This window comes from Rhodanobacter sp. Col0626 (genome assembly GCF_049994385.1).
Lineage (GTDB): Bacteria > Pseudomonadota > Gammaproteobacteria > Xanthomonadales > Rhodanobacteraceae > Rhodanobacter.
Window position 1 is genome coordinate 2,034,541 of sequence record NZ_CP188260.1, and the last position, 16,375, is coordinate 2,050,915.

Consider the following 16,375-nt stretch of genomic DNA (forward strand, 5'->3'; position numbering starts at 1 on the left):
TTCGTTGCACGTTTGTCACGCGGCCTGCGACGCGACGGGGCTTGCCAACAGTCCGCGCAGATCTTCCGCCAGGCGCAGGCTCAGCGCGACGATGGTGAAGGTTGGGAAAGCCCAGCCCCCCGTGGGGAAAACCGAACTGCCGGCGATGTGCAGGTTGTCGATGCCATGGACCCGGCAGTGGCGATCGACCACACCTTGACGAGGGTCATCCGACATCCGGGTTGTACCCAGATGATGTGCGGTGCCGTGAACCAGGGGAATCGTGTCGGGATCACCCTCCAACCACGGTTCGAGCTGGAACGTTCCGCCACAGGCACTGGCCAGTTCACCGCCGAAGAGTGTGGCGGCCGTCCGGTACGTGTGTCGGTCCAGCGCGGTGAGCCGCCAGTCGACACAAACCTTCCGTTTGCCCAGGGCATCGACCTCGGCTCCCAGGGTAATGCGGCTGTCGGGATTGGGTGCCTGCTCGAAGAAGCCGATGAGTTCGACATGATTGCTCGTCACCACGGGCCTGTCGGCCAGTTTTCGCAGCAATGCCCGGGCAACGTCGCTCGCGCCAAGACCCAGTCGCAAGGCGAGCATGGCCATGCTTTCCGTGGCGACGGCGGCACCGTCGCCGCTGGAAGGGCCGTTCTTCAGCGCTGCACACAATCGCGCCTCAAGCATCGAGCCTTCGTCGCGCGCCGGCGGGTGCAAGGCGGCCCGGAAATTGCGCAGTGCCCGTATTCCCTTCGGGACCGTGCCCTCCACAGCAAACGGATGGACGCGTCCGCTCAGCATCCGGTGCGTGCGCTGGATGTCGTTCGACAGGCCGATTTCGGGAAAGGTGGGTGCGAGGCCTTTGCCCAGGTTGCGGTCGTAGGGGCGGGTAAGGCGATCGGGATCGTTCGTGGTGACCGTGCCCAGCTTGCCGCTTGGATGGTCCATGAAGAACCGGCCCACCAGGTCCCTGTCGTTGCCCAGCCCTCCAGGCGCCAAGGCATTGGAGAGCAGCAGCAGCCGTGCATTTTCGATACCGCCCGACGCCAGTACGTAGTGTCGGGCGCGAACCTGGCCAGTGCGACCATCGAGCGATCCGATACGCGCCTGACGAACCGATGCGCCATCGGGCGAGGCCTCGAGTTCGAGGAGGTTGGCATGCAGCAGGACCTTGATGTTCGGGGCCTGATCAAGTTCGGACCGATACGCCTGGCCGAACAGGATCGGGCTGCGCGCGAAGATCTGGTTGATCAGCTTGTCCGCGTCAAAAGATAGTGGTGGACGGGTCAGCGGGCCGAGGAAGGAGCCCTCGGCGAAATCGTGCGAATCGATCCGGCAGTACGAGCGGGCGCTGGTGTAGTAGGGTTCGAGGTCATCATAGGAAAGTGGCCAGCCGCTGTGCGGCACCCAGTCGCGTTGGCTCAGGTCGTGCCTGCCGAGCGGTATGCAGCCGCCACCCCACAACGTGCAACTGCCGCCGAACACCCGCATGCGCGACGTGCCCGGATCGAACGGCGGACAGCCGACCGACGAGCCTTCGTACAACGCCTGGGACTTTTCCTCGCCGGAAAGGCCGCCACCTTCGACGACGCATACCGTCGACGACGTTCCGATGAAGCTTCGCGCGATGGCAATGCCGGCGGCCCCCGCGCCGACGATGCAGAGGTCAACATCAATGTCGGTTGGCGCTGACCCGTCCAGGTAGTCGATGATCATTCGGTCCCAGTCCCGCAGTTATGGTTTCTTCGCATCACCCGCCGGCTTGCAACATTCACCAGGTCCGGCATGCCTTTCACTACACGTTGTAATAGTCCCGGTACCAGTTCACGAAGTTGGCGACGCCCGTGTCGACGGAGACTTTCGGCGCGTAGCCCACGGCATGAATCAATCCGGACACGTCCGCCTCGGTGTCGGGTACGTCGCCGGCCTGCAACGGCAGCATTTCCATCTGCGCCTTGCGGCCGAGGCAATGCTCCAGCACCTCGATGTAGCGCAGCAGCTCCACCGACTCCGCGTTGCCGATGTTGTAGAGCCGGTACGGCGCGACGCCGCTGCATGCCGGGTCCGGGTCGCCGCCATTCCAGCGCGCGTCCTTGTCAGGGACCACGTCGAGTGCGCGGATCACGCCCTCCACGATGTCGTCGACGTAGGTAAAACTGCGTCGATGGTGTCCGTGGTTGAACACCTTGATCGGGTCGCCGGCGAGGATCGCCTTGGTGAACAGGAACAAGGCCATGTCCGGGCGTCCCCAGGGGCCGTATACCGTGAAGAAGCGCAGGCCGGTGCACGGCAGTCCGTACAGATGCGCGTAGCTGTGCGCCATCAGCTCGTCGGCTTTCTTGGAGGCCGCATAGAGGGTGAGGGGATGTTCGGTGGACTGGTGCTCCGAGAACGGCAGGGCGGTATTGGCGCCGTACACCGAGCTGGTGGAGGCGAAAACCAGATGCTCCACCTTGTGCTGGCGACAGCCTTCCAGAATGTGCAGGAATCCGGTGATGTTGCTGGCCACGTAGACATGCGGATTTTCCGACGCGTAACGCACGCCGGCCTGTGCTGCCAGGTTGACCACGCGTTGCGGTGCATGTGTGGCGAACGCGCTTTCCACCGCGTTGCGGTCGGCCAGGTCGCCATGGACATGCGTATAGCCGGGATGTTCCATGAAACGTGCCAGCCGGGCTTTCTTCAGATTCACGTCGTAGTAGTCGTTGAGGTTGTCGAAACCGACCACCTCGTCGCCGCGTTCAAGCAGCTGCAGCGCGACATGCGAACCGATGAAACCGGCGGTGCCGGTAACCAGCACTTTCATGGCAAGCCCCCTTGCTCAGAGACGCCCATCGACGGCGTCGCGAGGCAGCAGACATTTCACGTCGTACACCACCGAAGCAGGCTTGCCCAAAGCCCGGATGCCCGCAGCCCCCATGGTGACGAACTGTTGATGGCCGACGGCAACGATCACCGCGTCGTAGTCGCCCAGCTGAGGCTGCGTGATCGGCGTGATCGCGTACTCGTGCTCGGCTTCCGCGGCGTTGACCCATGGATCGTGGATATCGACATCGGTGTTGTAACCCCGCAGCGCCTGCACGATGTCGATCACGCGGGTGTTGCGCAGATCCGGACAGTTCTCCTTGAACGCCAGGCCCAGGATCAACACGCGGGCCTTCACCGGATTGATGCCCTTGCGCACCATCAGGCGTATCACCTCGTTGGCGACATGCGGTCCCATGCTGTCATTGGTGCGCCGGCCAGCCAGGATGACGTCGGAGTGGTGGCCGACTTCCTGAGCCTTGTGGGTCAGGTAGTAGGGGTCCACGCTGATGCAGTGGCCACCCACCAGGCCGGGCCGGAACGGCAGGAAATTCCACTTGGTGCCGGCGGCTTCCAGCACTTCCAGCGTGTCGATGCCGAGCTTGTTGAACAGGATCGCCAGATCGTTGACCAGCGCGATGTTGAGATCGCGCTGGGTGTTCTCGATGACCTTGGCGGCCTCGGCCACCTTCAGCGAGCTGGCCCGATGTGTGCCGGCGGTGATCACCGATCCATACAGGCGATCCACGAAATCGGCGGTCTCCGGCGTGGAGCCGGAGGTGACTTTCAGGATGCTGGTGACCCGGTGCAGCTTGTCGCCGGGGTTGATGCGTTCCGGGCTGTAACCGGCAAAGAAGTCGCGGTTGTAGGCAAGGCCGGAGCCTTTCTCGAGGATCGGTATGCAAATCTCTTCGGTGCAGCCTGGGTACACCGTGGATTCGTACACCACGATATCGCCGACCTTGAGCACCTGAGCCAGGAGCTCACTGGCCTTGATCAGCGGGGTCAGGTCGGGGCGCTTGGCAATATCGATCGGCGTGGGGACCGTGACGATGTAGACATTGCGGTCGCGCAGATCGGCCAGTTCGGCACTGAAGCGCAGGCGACCGGCTTCGGCAAGTTCTGCGGCATCCACCTCCAGCGTCCGGTCATGTCCTTTCGCCAGCTCGACAATTCTCGCCTGGTTGATGTCGAAGCCGACAGTGTCATAGCGCTTGCCGAATTCCACGGCGAGCGGCAGGCCCACATAGCCCAGCCCCACAATCGCGAGCTTGGTATCTTCCAGATTCCCCATACGATCATCCCGGTCGTTTGATGCAACGAATTCGAAGCGACAGGCCATTTCATCAAGCATGAATTATGCGATGAAACTGTTATTCACATCACAGTTTCATATGGTTGGCAGCGCGGCGCCTATAGTGCACCCAATCCGGGTCGTTGGGGACATGTGCTTTATCGCTGGGGCGAAAATCGAGGCACGACCTGGCCTAAGGTCTGTACATGACGCGAAGTATGGCGATGTTGCACCTCTTTGGCGGCGCCTTCTTTTCGAGAAAATCAATTGAAGTTATTGAATTACATTATTTTTTCTTGACTCGCTCGATGAGGCGGGCAATCGCATGGACGCCGGTGCTGACTCGAAAGTTCGCAGAGGAGAAAGCCCATCCAGGACGGGCAGTCTGGTTTCCATAGCCATTCCTTCTATATGCCTGTCGCCCGGATGATGCTTTGTATCGGTCGATACCTTCGTGCAAAGGAGCGATGCCGCAGCTTTGATGTCATCCGTTGCGTGTCATGGCATCACGCCCGGCAGCTTGCATCGGTGCGCATGCGCACCTGTCAAGAATCATTCGGGTACACAGTCTGTTGTTCCTGATCTGACTGGTCGACGGCCCGTGACATTGCAAGTATGTCGCCGTGACTTTGTCGATTTCGCTGCCAGGGCTGGATCCCGCAGACATAGCTGCTGGTCGACGGCGCGCATCAGGCCTGCCCGTACTGGCACGCCACGCGCGGCAATATCGACGTGACGATCGCCCTGGTTTGATCCCTCGCGCCAGGCTTGCCTGGCGCTCCCCATCCCGCTACCGGAAAGATCATGAAACTCTCATCCCAACGTTTCACCGCCACGCTTGCCGGATGGCTCGTGCTGGGTGCCTCCGCACTGGCCGTGCCGCTGGTTGCCTCGGCGCAGAAGTCGTCGGCGCCCAAGCCGACCGTGGTACTGGTGCACGGCGCCTTCGCCGATTCGTCCAGCTGGAATGGCGTGATCCAGCGGCTGCACGACAAGGGCTACACGGTGATCGCGGCGGCCGATGAGCTGCGCAGCGTCAAGGGCGATGCCGCGTCCGTCAACAGTCTTGTCAAAACCATCCATGGCCCGGTGGTATTGGTCGGTCATTCGTACGGCGGTTTGGTGATCAGCGAGGCGGCGGCGGGTCTGGACAACGTCAAGGCGTTGGTCTACGTGGCGGCGTTCGCACCCGAAGTCGGCGAGAACGCCGCCGAACTGTCCGGGCGTTTCCCCGGCAGCTCGCTCGGCTCGGCGCTGGCGCCGCCGGTGGAACTGGCCGATGGCGGCAAGGATCTGTACATCGAGCAGGGCAAGTTCCACGCCCAGTTTGCCGCGGACGTGCCGGCGGCGCAGGCATCGTTGATGGCCGTCGGGCAGCGTCCCGTCACCGAAGCAGCCCTGCATGAGGCGAGCACATCGGCGGCGTGGAAGGCCATTCCCTCCTGGTTCGTCTATGGCAGCGCGGATCTCAACATTCCACCTGCGGCCCAGGCCTTCATGGCGAAACGCGCCCATTCGCGCAAGACCGTGGTGATCAAGGGCGCGTCGCACGTGGTGATGGTGTCGCATCCGGCGGAAGTGGCCGCGCTGATCGAACAAGCGGCGCTGGCAAAGTAATCAGGTGAGCACCTCGCCGGCGCTCGCCTGTCGATATTTACACGCAACCCGTTGGAGCACACTTCACGTTATCGAAGGTTGCTGGATTTCCTGCTCGATGAAGTCCGAGAGAAGTTTGACCCGCACTGGCGTGAGCTTGCCGAAGGCATGCAGCGCCATCAGTGGCAGCGAAGGCAAGTGCTGGTTGCGCATGAGCTGGACCAGGTCACCGCGATCAAGATCCGCCTGCACGGTGCACTTCATCAGGTGGGCGACTCCCATGCCATGGAGCGCGGCAGCGCGCAGTCCGAATCCCGTGTCCAGGCCGATGCGGCCTCGAGGCACGATCGTGGTCCCGTCCTCCAACGTCAGTGGCAGCGGCCGGCCGCCGAGCAAATAGCGCACGAATGGCAGTTCGCGCAGTGCCTGCGTGGAGCGGGGCTCGCCCCATTGGCGCAGGAAGGCCGGCGACGCCACCAGGGCCATATCCAGTTGGGCGAGTGTCCTCATCCTGAGTTCGCTCTCCACGGTGGTTCCGACCCTGAACACGACGTCGTATCCCTCGCGGATCACATCGACGTGGCGATCCGCCAGCGCCAGGTCCAGTTCCAGGTCCTGGTGCGTGGCCAGAAACTTCGTGGTGATGGGACCCATGAGCAGACGTCCGAGGTCGCTGGGCATGCTCACGCGCAGGCGGCCCCGCGCGCCGCCTTTGGGACGGATCGCGTCTGCCGAATCTTCGATGCCGCGCAACAGTGGCGCGACGCGGTCGAAGAAGGCCTGCCCGTCCGGCGTCAGGCTCAGGGTGCGGGTGGATCGGCGAAACAGCTTCGCGCCGAGCTCGGCTTCCAATCGCTGGATCGCCTTCGAGATCGCCGATGGCGTCGTTCCCGCATTGCGCGCCGCCGCGCTGAAGGAGCCGGCCTCCACCGCGCGGACGAAGGCGATCAGGCTGGCCGACTGATTGAGCAGGCTGGACATCTTTGACTCCATGGCACAACTGATGTGCCGGCTGCAGGACTGGTTGGCGGAGAGCGCTGCCACATATCGTGCCCGACACCAACGACATGAGACATCAGATGAAACGTCTTCAAGGCAAGGTCGCCCTGATCACCGGCGGCAACAGCGGCATCGGCATGGCAACGGCGGAATTGTTTGCCGCCGAGGGCGCGCAGGTCATCGTGACCGCGCGGCGGCAGAACGTTCTCGACGAGGCTGTTCACCGTATCGGACACGGAGCAATAGGAATACGCGGCGATGTCGCGGACATCGAACATCATGCTGCCGTGGCCAGCGAAGTTCACGCCCGTTTCGGTGCGCTCGACATCTACGTGGCAAATGCTGGCGTCAACACGATCACGCCCAGTGCGCAGGTGACGCCGGAAGAGTTCGACGCCCAGTTCAGTGTCAATACGCGCGGCGTGTTTTTTGGCGTCCAGCGCATCGCTCCGATCATGCGTGATGGGGGCAGCATCGTCCTGACCGGCTCGCTCGCCGCGACCAGGGCGCTCGACGGCCATGCCGTCTATGCGGGTTCGAAGGCTGCCATCAGGGCTTTTGCACGTCACTGGGCGCTTGAATTCAAGACCAGGAAGATACGCGTCAATGTGCTCAGCCCCGGGCCGGTCGATACATCGATTCTCGAAAAAATGGGCATCCCCGAGGCAGAGCGCCCCGGCTTCGTCAAGGCAATGGCCGGGATGATTCCGGCCGGCCGCTTCGGCGAGGTGGACGAACTGGCGTTGGCCGCACTGTACCTGGCCTCGGACGACAGCCGCTTCGTCAACGGCATCGAGCTGCTTGTCGACGGCGGCATGTCGCTGAACTGATCCCCTCCACCCCGAATACAAGGCAGGAAGAACATGACAACCACGAACAATCCGGAAATTCTCGAGTTCATCGACCGGCTGGCCGACACCGGCAGTCACTACCGCATGGAGGAAATGGAGCGTCTCTATCTGGACGATCTTGGCTTCCTCGTGCTCACCCCGGAAGGAAGGATTGCGCGCTTTTCGAAAGCAGAGATGCTTGGTGAGTTCAGAAGTCGTCGTGACGCCGGCGAACCGCCGCTGTCGACGGAAAAGCGCGTCCTGCACATCGAAGAGCAGGGCGACGACGCGACCGCCGTGTTGTATCGACGGATGGGCGATCAGGCCGACCCGGCGTTGTACGAACTGCGCTTGCGCAAGGTCGCCGGTGCGTGGCTGGTCGCCGGGGAGACGGTCATGCCGTGGCCGGACCTGACCACGGCCAGGGGATTCCTGCCACCGCGCACCAAGTAGGCAAGCAGGCCAGCAGATGCGGGATCCGGATGTCCGGATCCCGCATTTTCCCGATGTCCATTCAGCAAGGCCCTGCATGGGTTTCGGCCTTGTCCAGAACGCCATTCACGAATCGAGCGAAACTACACAGTCGATTCCCGCGCGTGCCATCTTCGCGTACGGACAAAGGCGCTCGGTATGGCGCACCAGCTCGCCGGCAATCGCCCGGTCGATACCTGGAAGGCGAATGCGGATGTCCGCTGACAACATGAACATGCCATCGACCGGATCCCTGCCAAAGGAAACCCTGGCCACGACCTCGGCATCGGGAATCGCCACCTTCGCGCGTGCGGCAAGCAAGCTCAATGCACCATGGAAGCAGCCCGCGAACGCGGCCGCGAAAAGCTGTTCCGGATTGGTGCCGCCACCGGATCCACCCAGTTCTTCCGGCATGCGCAACTCTACGTCGAGCATGCCGTCGTCGGAGCGGGCTATGCCGGATGCCCGGCCATGCCTTGCCTCGCCGCCATTGACCCGAACGGTTCCTGTGTAGAGCGGTAGAAAATCCGTTCCGTAATGCTTGTCGAGCAGGGAAACGGGTGGTGGTTGCAGCCTGGTCATGGAATGGGCTCGTCTTGCGATGGAATGTGCCGGCGGCCTTTGCCCGAAACCCTATGCATCGCGATGACGCATGTTGGGGCTGGCATGCTGCAGTTGCCGGCTGCGACGTCGGGCGATTCGATTTTCATGATGTATCTCATCCTGGACTGCGGCACCGTCGAACGCCTTCGTTTTTCATCCTAGGGGACGAGCACCAACGACCGATAGGCATCGTGCCCACAGCAGTGTGTTGCTCCAGACGCAACAATCGCGATGACCGCGGTGGGCTTGCGATGGCGCCGGCTTCATTGGACGGATTGGTGCATGCGGAACAACACGACGAGTCCGCCGCTGAACCTACCGGCAGCGTGGACCGACCTCTAGGCTGAGATCCATCTCGCCATGGCGTGCGAGCGGGTACCTCAGCCGATCTGGGGGACAAGAACTTCAATCAGGAACAGAACCATGACCCAACGCATCGATTATCAGAAACAGGCCCCCGAACTTTTCCATGGTCTGGTCGCCCTCAATACCTTGGTGAAACAGTCCAGCATCGAGGAATCCATCTGCGCTCTGGTCGATATTCGCGCATCACAGATCAACGGGTGTGGCTTCTGTCTGGATATGCACGTCAAGCAGGCCGTGATGCATGGTGAGCGACCGCTGCGCCTGCATCATCTGGCGATCTGGCGCGAATCGACGCTGTTCTCGCCGCGCGAGCGCGCCGCGCTCGCCTGGACCGAAGCACTCACCCAGCTGTCGCCCCAGGGGGTGCCCGACGAGATCTACGAGCGCGTGCGTACCCAGCTGTCGGAAAAGGAGATCACCGATCTCAGTTATGCCGTGATGGCGATCAATGCCTGGAACCGCGTCAACGTGGCCTTCAGGACCGTTCCCGGCACGCTTGACAAGGCCTTCGGGCTCGACAAGGCCGGGCTGGCCTGACAAGTGCGGGTTGCGGTACCGGCCTGTCCGTTACCGCATCGCCCTTTCGGCAAGTTGCCACAACTGCAAGGAGAGACAGCCATGCGTGTAATCAAGACTCTGGGGTTGCTGGGGCTGCTCGTGTGCGGCGCGGCTATCGCGCATTCGCACGCGTCGGCACCCGGTCCGGCACAGACGCACCAGGCCGAGGTCGCGGCCTTGATGAGCAAGGCGCTACCCGACTATCCGGGCAAGGAAGCGTTGATGATCATCGTCACCTATCCACCCGGTGCAGTCGACCCGGTGCATCGCCACGACGCCCATGCCTTTCTCTACGTTCTGGAAGGCTCGATCGTGATGGGCCTGAAGGGCGACAAGGAAGTCACCCTGATGCCCGGGCAGACTTTCTACGAAGGCCCGAATGACATCCACACGGTAGGCCGCAATGCCAGCCTCACCAAGCCGGCCAAGTTTCTGGTGGTGTTGTTGAAGAACCAGGGCGAGGACGTGGTGCTGCCGGCTGATTGAGTGTTCTGCCCGAATCTCATGGCCCGTTCGAAGCCTCTTGAAAGTCGGCGGGTCATGGACTGCGGGTTGCAAGGCGTGCGCCACGCACCGGTTCAACGCCGACCTAGAGTTTGTCCACGCCGACTACCTGATATGGCTTCCCGGGACGGTATTGGGCGGTTCCGGAGAATGCGCGGCAGTTTTGGGAGTGCGGGACACGGCTGACTGTGTCCCGCACCGCGTTTCAGTTCCCGCCGGCGTCTTCGTGACGGTTCTGCGTGTAGTTCATTGGAACGTAGACGTAGCCGCTGCCGTTTTCCGATCTGGCGACGTGGCCGAACGAAGGGAACGACAGGTGCGCCGCACCGACCAGATAACCATTTCGTGCTGCATCGGCGAATGCCGCCTCACGCACATGTTCGGCTTTCCGGTCATCGCTGTCCCACGCGATGCGCACGGACGGATCGCGGAACTGCAAGGCCGCCGAATGCACCACGTCGCCCCACAGAACCAGCTTCGCACCCTTGTTCTCCACGACAAGGAAACTGTGGCCTGGAGTGTGCCCCGGTTGGGGTACGGCACGGATGCCGGGGGCGATCCGGGTGTTGCCATGAAATAGCTGCAACTTGCCGGCCACGCGATACGGACCGAATGTCTTTTGGGCGACGTCGAAGTTGATTCGGACGGCTTCCGACGCTCTCGCTTCATTCGCGCGATTCATCCAGTAGTCGTAATCGGCCTTGTCGACGCGAAGGACGGCGTTCGGAAACGCCCGTTGGCCGTTCTGCACCAGGCCACCGATGTGATCGACATGCATGTGGGTGATCACCACCACATCGACCTGCTCGGGCGCGTAACCCGCGGCCCGCAAGTTGCCGATCGTGTTGCCCAGGGTGGGGCCATAGAACGCTCCGGCACCCGCGTCGACCAGCACCACCTTGCTGCCGGTGTTGATGAGGAACTGGTTCATCGACAACTCGACGGGAAGCTGCTGGAACATCTTCCGGTAGCTGGCCTTGATCTCCTCGGAGGAAGCGCCGATCAACAGTTGGCCCATCGGGAAATCGATCGTGCCGTCGCTCAGGGCGGTCACCTCGAAATCGCCCAGGATCAGGCGGTAATAGCCCGGCACCTGGGTGCGGATGATCGGGGTACCGGCAGGTGCATCCTTGCTGACGAGGGCCGACCCGATGCCCAGTGCCAGGGCTCCGGCCAGGAAGGCGTGGGTGAAGCGATGCGAGTGGAACATCATGAAATCCTCAAGCAAGGAGATAGGGGCAGCCCGGATGATGTGAATCGAGCCATCCGCGTGAGCTGGCATGGAGGGCGGCAAGTTCGGCGGCTACTGCGACGGAACGCGGCGTGAAACGCTGGGGCAGGGCGCACCAAAACGTGGCGCGCATGGAGTTGTTCACCGACTACCTCGCTTTCCGTGGCATGGAGGCGCCAACGTCGAAGGTCACAAACGCATCGCCCGCCGGGTGAGGGGGCGTATCGATCGGTGTTTCGAAATGGCCGCCAAGGCGATTGCCCGCCGGATCCTCCAGGGTGTTGCGCACGGCGAGCCGGTAGTGTCCCGCCCGCCACGGAGCGTCCGGGGTGAACGTCCAGCTGGTTTCACCATGGCACAGGGCCGAGTGGCCACCCACCAGGCGGTCGCTCGCATCGACGACCGCGATGAAGTCGGCGTCGCGGCCATCGATCGGGCCGTCCAGCCTGACGACGAGCGGCTGTCGGGAGGCGCCGTGTACAGAAGACAACTGCCACGCGGAGGCCACCGGACCGTTCGCATCCACAGCGCCGACATGCCATCGCTTGATCGGATGGCCGTCGAGGGTGAGCAGCACGTCCTCGCCAGGCTGGAGGATCGGCCCCAGCTTTTCGCGCGCGACCAGGCCAGTCTTGACCCGCCCCGGGTTGAGCAGGAGGGTCAGTATCCGACCGTCGGGCGACCATAGCTCCTGCTGCAGAAACGGTTGCTGCAGCGATCCTCCGTCGGCGCGTGAAAGCGCAATCCGTGGCAGCACGGGTCCACCAATCGGCGCGGCGAATACGATGGACATGCGCAGGAGATTGGCGGGAACATCGGTTGCGGATGGCTGCACGAGGACGATCTGCGGATCCGGTTGCCCGGCGTGCGCAACCTGAAGCGCAGCCACCAGGGCGGCGCCAGCAAGGGTCCGACGGCGCCGCATGATCTACTCCGGCCCCTTGATGAACTCGGGCAGGTTTTCATCCTTCAGCAGCATGTTGATGTATTCCTGCGCCGGTCTCTTGCCCTTGTAGCTGAAATCGGGAAACGAGTATTCCGAGACGTGATCCGTCAACCGGAAGCTCAGGCCCTTGCCCATGGAGACCAGTTGCAGGGCATCGCGTTGGAGATCACGGCGAACCACCACGAACGACTTGTCGTCGAGGTTGTCCAGATGCATCACGCCGGCGAGAGGCGCCTCCGTCATGTCGAGCCCGGTGATCTGCCCGTACGGAACCTGCTTCTCGATGCCGGGGCGGGCGAGTGCCGCGTCCAGTTCGGGAATCGAAATGACGTCTCCCACGCGGTTGAAGTTCACCAGCATCAGGAAGTCCTCGGTCTTCCCTTGCTCGGTCCGCGTGAACGAGACCATGTCGGCGGGCGTATTGCCGTAACCAAGTTCGGCGACGGTCTTGCCGCGTACGTGGGCGCCGTCCTTCAGTTGGTCGAGCGGAATGAGTGCCAGCGGTGTGCACGTGTAGGCGGCGACGAGGTACGGTTTGCCACCGAGGTTGGCGAAGCTCATCGCGCGGATCGGCGAGCGTGTTTCGAACTGGTCGTGCCCGCCATGGAAGACCTCCAGCGAGGTGACCGATTGCTTGGCGTCGAAGGGATAGCGTACCCGGCGCAGGGTCGAGGAGAAATCCTGGTTGGAGAGTCCGGCGACGAACAGCTCGCCCTTGCGCCACTTCATGTCGGTAACCGTAAAACTGCGCTCTGGTGTCTGCTTCCAGAACTTCATGGTGGAGGTGGGGGCGTCACGCAATACCACCGTGGTCGACGGTGCTGTACTCAGGTCCACACGACGCGCCTTTCCGTCACTGGTCACCACGAACAGGCTTGGCGTCTTCTCGGCACCATAGCTGACGGCGATATAGACCTCCGCCGTCCCGGGGCGTACCACCATGTCCTCGACGTACACGCGGGCTCCACCGATCTGCTTCGACAGCAGCTGCTCCAGATCGAGAATGTTGAACGTCGTGCCGTTGGGTTTGTGCGATGCCGGCGGGAGTTCGATCGCATGGATCTCCGCGGTCTTCCAGTCGGCGACGAAGAGAACGTTGTCGGGCCCGGCCGCGAGGCGGGAAATGGATGTGATGTCGGCTGCGAAGACGCTGGCGGGCAGGCTCAGCAGGCAAGCCATGGCAATGAGCAGGGGGCGCATGATGATTCCTCGGTACGGTGGCGATTCAGGCTCGAAAAGCCGGATGGACGTCTGCACTCCGATGGAAGGCAGGTTCCGGTTCTTCGGTGAAGAGCATCCGCGAGGCGGCGCGATGGCGGTAGCCGTGTAGCGGGCATCACGGTGGTGATGGCGATGCACCAATGGGCGCTTCGACTCTACCCGTTACGCAGGTGACGCTCAGCGCGAGCGTCAGGTCGCTCCAGGTCATCGGCACCGAGAACGGCTCGCCTTGAAGGCGAAGCCGTTGCCGAAATGGTGCGGATCGCGTTGCTACGCCCCGTTGACCGGATGCAGGGGCTGGCGCTTCAACGCCTCGCAACGAAAATTCTTCTCGTCATCCGTGCTGCCGGCGCCGGAATACACGGCCTCCTGCGGGTACGGGCATATCGGCCGCGTGCGGGCAGGGGCGTTGGGCGGATTGCTCACGACGATGCGCTCGGGCGCGCGCCCCGTCGCAACCCATTGGTCGAGGGCCGCGATCACATCGAACACGAACGGGCCGTCGCCTCCTGTGCAATGCGCCATGCCGGGGATCATGAAGAGGCGAGCGTTGGCAGCCTCCTTCGCCCCGAGTCGCGCGGTCAGCGCCCGGTAGAAGTCGACGCTCGTCATCGGCGGAACGAGAGGATCGGCCCAGCCGTGCGACATGAGCAGCTTGCGGCCACTGGCGACATAGTTGCCGAGGCCGGTTGGCGGAACGTCCACGAATCGACTGTGCGCGGCCAGCGCGCGGCTGACATCCTTGTCGTAGTCGAAGTGGCGAAAATCCCACTGCGGATCGTTGAAGACGAGGTCCCGGAAATAGCTGGCTACCGGCACAATGGGCCCGGAGCCGGAGGCCTGGATCGAGAACATGTTTTCACTGCCAGGCTCGAAGCCGGGAAAGATCGGCTTGCCCGTGCGCGGATTGCGCGGCCCCTGGTAAATCGCGCGTAGTGCCGTGACCTGTGGTGCCGTCAGGCAGTCGGTGGTGCCGGCTCCAGGGCCCGTGCGTTTGCATTGAAGTACCGCCGGATCAAAGTGGCAACGGTTCGGCGCGGAAATCATGCCGTCGCGCACGCCGTCGTCAGCATCGCAGGCCGCCAGCACGGCTTTGTGCACGAGGTCGAACGTCGCTGGCGAAATCCGGCTCGCGGCCTCCTTCGCGGTGGCGGAGCTGGTCCACAACGAGCCGACCATGAGGCCAACGGTCGGGTTGGCCGGTGCCATCGCCGAGATGCCGTCGTAGTCGTTCGGGTAGCGATGGGCTTCCATCAAGGCCTGGCGACCACCGGTGGAACAGCTCACGAACAGCGAGCGGTCCGTCATCCTGCCGTAGAACGCCTGGATGACCGCTTTGGCGGCTACCGTCATCTCATGAGGCCCGCGGTAACTGAAATCGATGAACTTTTCAGGATGCCCTGCGGCAAAGCCGGCGTCGAGCTGACTGCCCTGGTGCCCGTCATCGGTCGCCGCCGTCGCGTAACCCTTCGATAGCGGGTCGATCATGGCCGCGTAGGTGATCGAGCCAGCCCACGCGCCGTTGCCGACGCCGACGAACTTGCCGTTCCAGCCGGAGGCCGGCATCCAGATTTCGAAACGGATATCCGAGTCGGGTGTGGGCTGGCTGGTGCCGGCCACGCGGCAGAAGGAGGGCAGGCGCGAGTAATCGTCAGTTTGCGGCGAAGTTGGGCCCGGTGTGAATGCGCCAGCCGTGACCACCTCGGCGAGCGTGATCCTGGTATGGGGCAGGTGGAAATTCTTGAGGTTCTCGCATTCCGCTGCGCGGGCATTCGAAAAATGCAGGATCGCCAGTGCGGCGCTGATGATAATTCCGCAAGCATGGTGGCGACGGTTCACGCGGGTCTCCTTGGTGTGGTCATGGATGGGTGATCTGGCGGCGGCGTACGGTCACGTGGCCACCGCTTGGCAGCGTTGCGGCAACGCCTTCTTGCGCCATCGCCTGATGGGCATGTCCACCAGATGCAGGCAGAGCATCGCCATGACGAGCGAAAAGGGGAGCACGATCGACAGCGTGATCCACCAAGGCTGATGATGGGTATCGCGAATCAGAAGAACGGCAGGGAAATGCCAGATGTAGATGCCGTAAGACAGTCTGCCGATGTAGACCATGGGTCGTGACGCCAGGAACCTGTTGTTCCCGTGCTCTGCCAGATAGCTGATCACCATGAAAGCGGAGATTTCTGCCAGCGTGATCTCCAGCGTCACTGCCTCGGTGGAAAGATACCAGGGCAACGACGGCATCAGCGGCACAGCGAAGCAAATGGTCAGTGCGGCGCCGGCGATCATCGCGGCCGGCCTTGAAATCTTGAGCCGGGCAAGGGCCGCCACCGCGCCGAGCACGATGCCGCTCATGCGCGTGTCGAACGGGAAATAAGCCTGGAGCCAGCCCCATCTCAGCGCCACGAAGTAGCGCCAGCCCGTGATGAAGACGAAGGCCACGAGTAGCCACGCGATCGGCCGTCGTACGCGCAGGAGGAAGGGCAGCAGCAGGGGCCACAGCAGATAGAATTTCTCCTCCACGCCCAGCGACCAGGTGTGCCCGAGCGCCGTCGATCCCCCCCAGAAAGCCAGCGAGTAGTCGATGAGGTAGAACGCGCCAAGCGCGGCGTACAGCCATCGGTTTTCCATTGGCCAGAGCATGGGCGCGAGCACGACGTAAGCCGCAATCAGGAGCAACAGCGTCGGGTAGAGTCTCAGTGCACGCCTGGCGTAGAACCGGCCAGTCTGGATGCCGCCGCTGACGTGTTCCGCTACCAGCAGCGAGGTGATGAGGTAGCCGGACAGGACAAAGAACACATCCACACCGATGGAGCCACCGCCGCTCCACGGCGTCTCGCAATGGAAAAAGACGACGGCAAGAATCGAAAGTGCCCGCAGGCCATCGAAGGCCGGATTGTATGGCATGACTGATTGCGCCAATGGGAAAGGGACGGCTGGACGGCGAAGTGACGGGTGACCTGCGAAGGCGC

The 16,375-nt window shown here is 62.8% G+C and carries 15 protein-coding genes; 5 read left to right on the forward strand and 10 right to left on the reverse strand.

The window, feature by feature from the left end; all coding sequences use genetic code 11:
* Positions 1–15: 15 nt before the first annotated feature.
* The 3 genes from ACPPVV_RS08590 to tviB all read right to left on the reverse strand — a co-directional run bounded on the left by ACPPVV_RS08590 (position 16) and on the right by tviB (position 4,078).
* The gene (locus tag ACPPVV_RS08590; RefSeq protein WP_426703033.1) at positions 16–1,695 is read right to left on the reverse strand and encodes a GMC oxidoreductase; all 1,680 of its coding nucleotides are present in this window, start codon (positions 1,693–1,695) and stop codon (positions 16–18) included.
* Positions 1,696–1,774: 79 nt separating this feature from the next.
* Entirely contained in the window at positions 1,775–2,785 is a 1,011-nt protein-coding gene (locus ACPPVV_RS08595; RefSeq protein WP_426703034.1) for an NAD-dependent epimerase, read from the reverse strand.
* Positions 2,786–2,800: 15 nt separating this feature from the next.
* Entirely contained in the window at positions 2,801–4,078 is a 1,278-nt protein-coding gene (gene tviB / locus ACPPVV_RS08600; RefSeq protein WP_426703035.1) for a Vi polysaccharide biosynthesis UDP-N-acetylglucosamine C-6 dehydrogenase TviB, read from the reverse strand.
* A gap of 804 nt (positions 4,079–4,882) precedes the next feature.
* On the opposite strand from tviB, the gene ACPPVV_RS08605 reads away from it, so the two are divergent.
* Entirely contained in the window at positions 4,883–5,695 is an 813-nt protein-coding gene (locus ACPPVV_RS08605) for an alpha/beta fold hydrolase (RefSeq protein WP_426703036.1), read from the forward strand.
* 63 nt (positions 5,696–5,758) lie between these two features.
* Here ACPPVV_RS08605 and ACPPVV_RS08610 read toward each other — a convergent pair whose 3' ends face one another.
* Positions 5,759–6,655 carry a LysR family transcriptional regulator gene (locus ACPPVV_RS08610; RefSeq protein ID WP_426703037.1) on the reverse strand — a complete coding sequence of 299 codons (897 nt, stop codon included), beginning with the start codon at positions 6,653–6,655 and terminating at the stop codon, positions 5,759–5,761.
* Between the two features lie 68 nt (positions 6,656–6,723).
* On the opposite strand from ACPPVV_RS08610, the gene ACPPVV_RS08615 reads away from it, so the two are divergent.
* Both ACPPVV_RS08615 and ACPPVV_RS08620 read left to right on the forward strand, forming a co-directional pair.
* Complete coding sequence (locus ACPPVV_RS08615; RefSeq protein WP_426703038.1) at positions 6,724–7,503, forward strand: SDR family NAD(P)-dependent oxidoreductase; 780 nt, start codon at positions 6,724–6,726, stop codon at positions 7,501–7,503.
* Positions 7,504–7,536: 33 nt separating this feature from the next.
* Entirely contained in the window at positions 7,537–7,956 is a 420-nt protein-coding gene (locus ACPPVV_RS08620) for a hypothetical protein (RefSeq protein WP_426703039.1), read from the forward strand.
* A 105-nt stretch (positions 7,957–8,061) separates the two neighbouring features.
* On the opposite strand, the gene ACPPVV_RS08625 is transcribed toward ACPPVV_RS08620, so the two are convergent.
* Positions 8,062–8,556 (reverse strand): Ohr family peroxiredoxin, encoded by a 495-nt coding sequence (locus tag ACPPVV_RS08625; protein WP_426703040.1) that lies wholly within the window; start codon positions 8,554–8,556, stop codon positions 8,062–8,064.
* 444 nt (positions 8,557–9,000) lie between these two features.
* Here ACPPVV_RS08625 and ACPPVV_RS08630 point away from each other — a divergent pair, with 444 nt between their 5' ends.
* Both ACPPVV_RS08630 and ACPPVV_RS08635 read left to right on the forward strand, forming a co-directional pair.
* Complete coding sequence (locus ACPPVV_RS08630; protein WP_426703041.1) at positions 9,001–9,480, forward strand: carboxymuconolactone decarboxylase family protein; 480 nt, start codon at positions 9,001–9,003, stop codon at positions 9,478–9,480.
* 81 nt (positions 9,481–9,561) lie between these two features.
* Complete coding sequence (locus ACPPVV_RS08635) at positions 9,562–9,987, forward strand: cupin domain-containing protein (RefSeq protein ID WP_426703042.1); 426 nt, start codon at positions 9,562–9,564, stop codon at positions 9,985–9,987.
* Positions 9,988–10,210: 223 nt separating this feature from the next.
* Here the strand turns inward: ACPPVV_RS08635 and ACPPVV_RS08640 are convergent, their stop codons facing one another.
* From ACPPVV_RS08640 to ACPPVV_RS08660, 5 genes are all read right to left on the reverse strand, one after another.
* Positions 10,211–11,215: an MBL fold metallo-hydrolase gene (locus ACPPVV_RS08640; RefSeq protein WP_426703043.1), complete on the reverse strand. Its 1,005-nt coding sequence runs from the start codon at positions 11,213–11,215 to the stop codon at positions 10,211–10,213.
* 169 nt (positions 11,216–11,384) lie between these two features.
* Positions 11,385–12,161, reverse strand: a complete 777-nt coding sequence (locus ACPPVV_RS08645; protein WP_426703044.1) for a hypothetical protein — start codon at positions 12,159–12,161, stop codon at positions 11,385–11,387.
* A 3-nt stretch (positions 12,162–12,164) separates the two neighbouring features.
* Positions 12,165–13,544, reverse strand: coding sequence for a hypothetical protein (locus ACPPVV_RS08650; RefSeq protein WP_426703045.1), 1,380 nt, complete (start codon positions 13,542–13,544; stop codon positions 12,165–12,167).
* Between the two features lie 129 nt (positions 13,545–13,673).
* Entirely contained in the window at positions 13,674–14,969 is a 1,296-nt protein-coding gene (locus ACPPVV_RS08655) for a tannase/feruloyl esterase family alpha/beta hydrolase (RefSeq protein WP_426703046.1), read from the reverse strand.
* Positions 14,970–15,293: 324 nt separating this feature from the next.
* A complete protein-coding gene (locus ACPPVV_RS08660) occupies positions 15,294–16,310 on the reverse strand; it encodes an acyltransferase family protein (protein WP_426703047.1) in 1,017 nt (338 codons plus the stop codon).
* Positions 16,311–16,375: the final 65 nt, after the last annotated feature.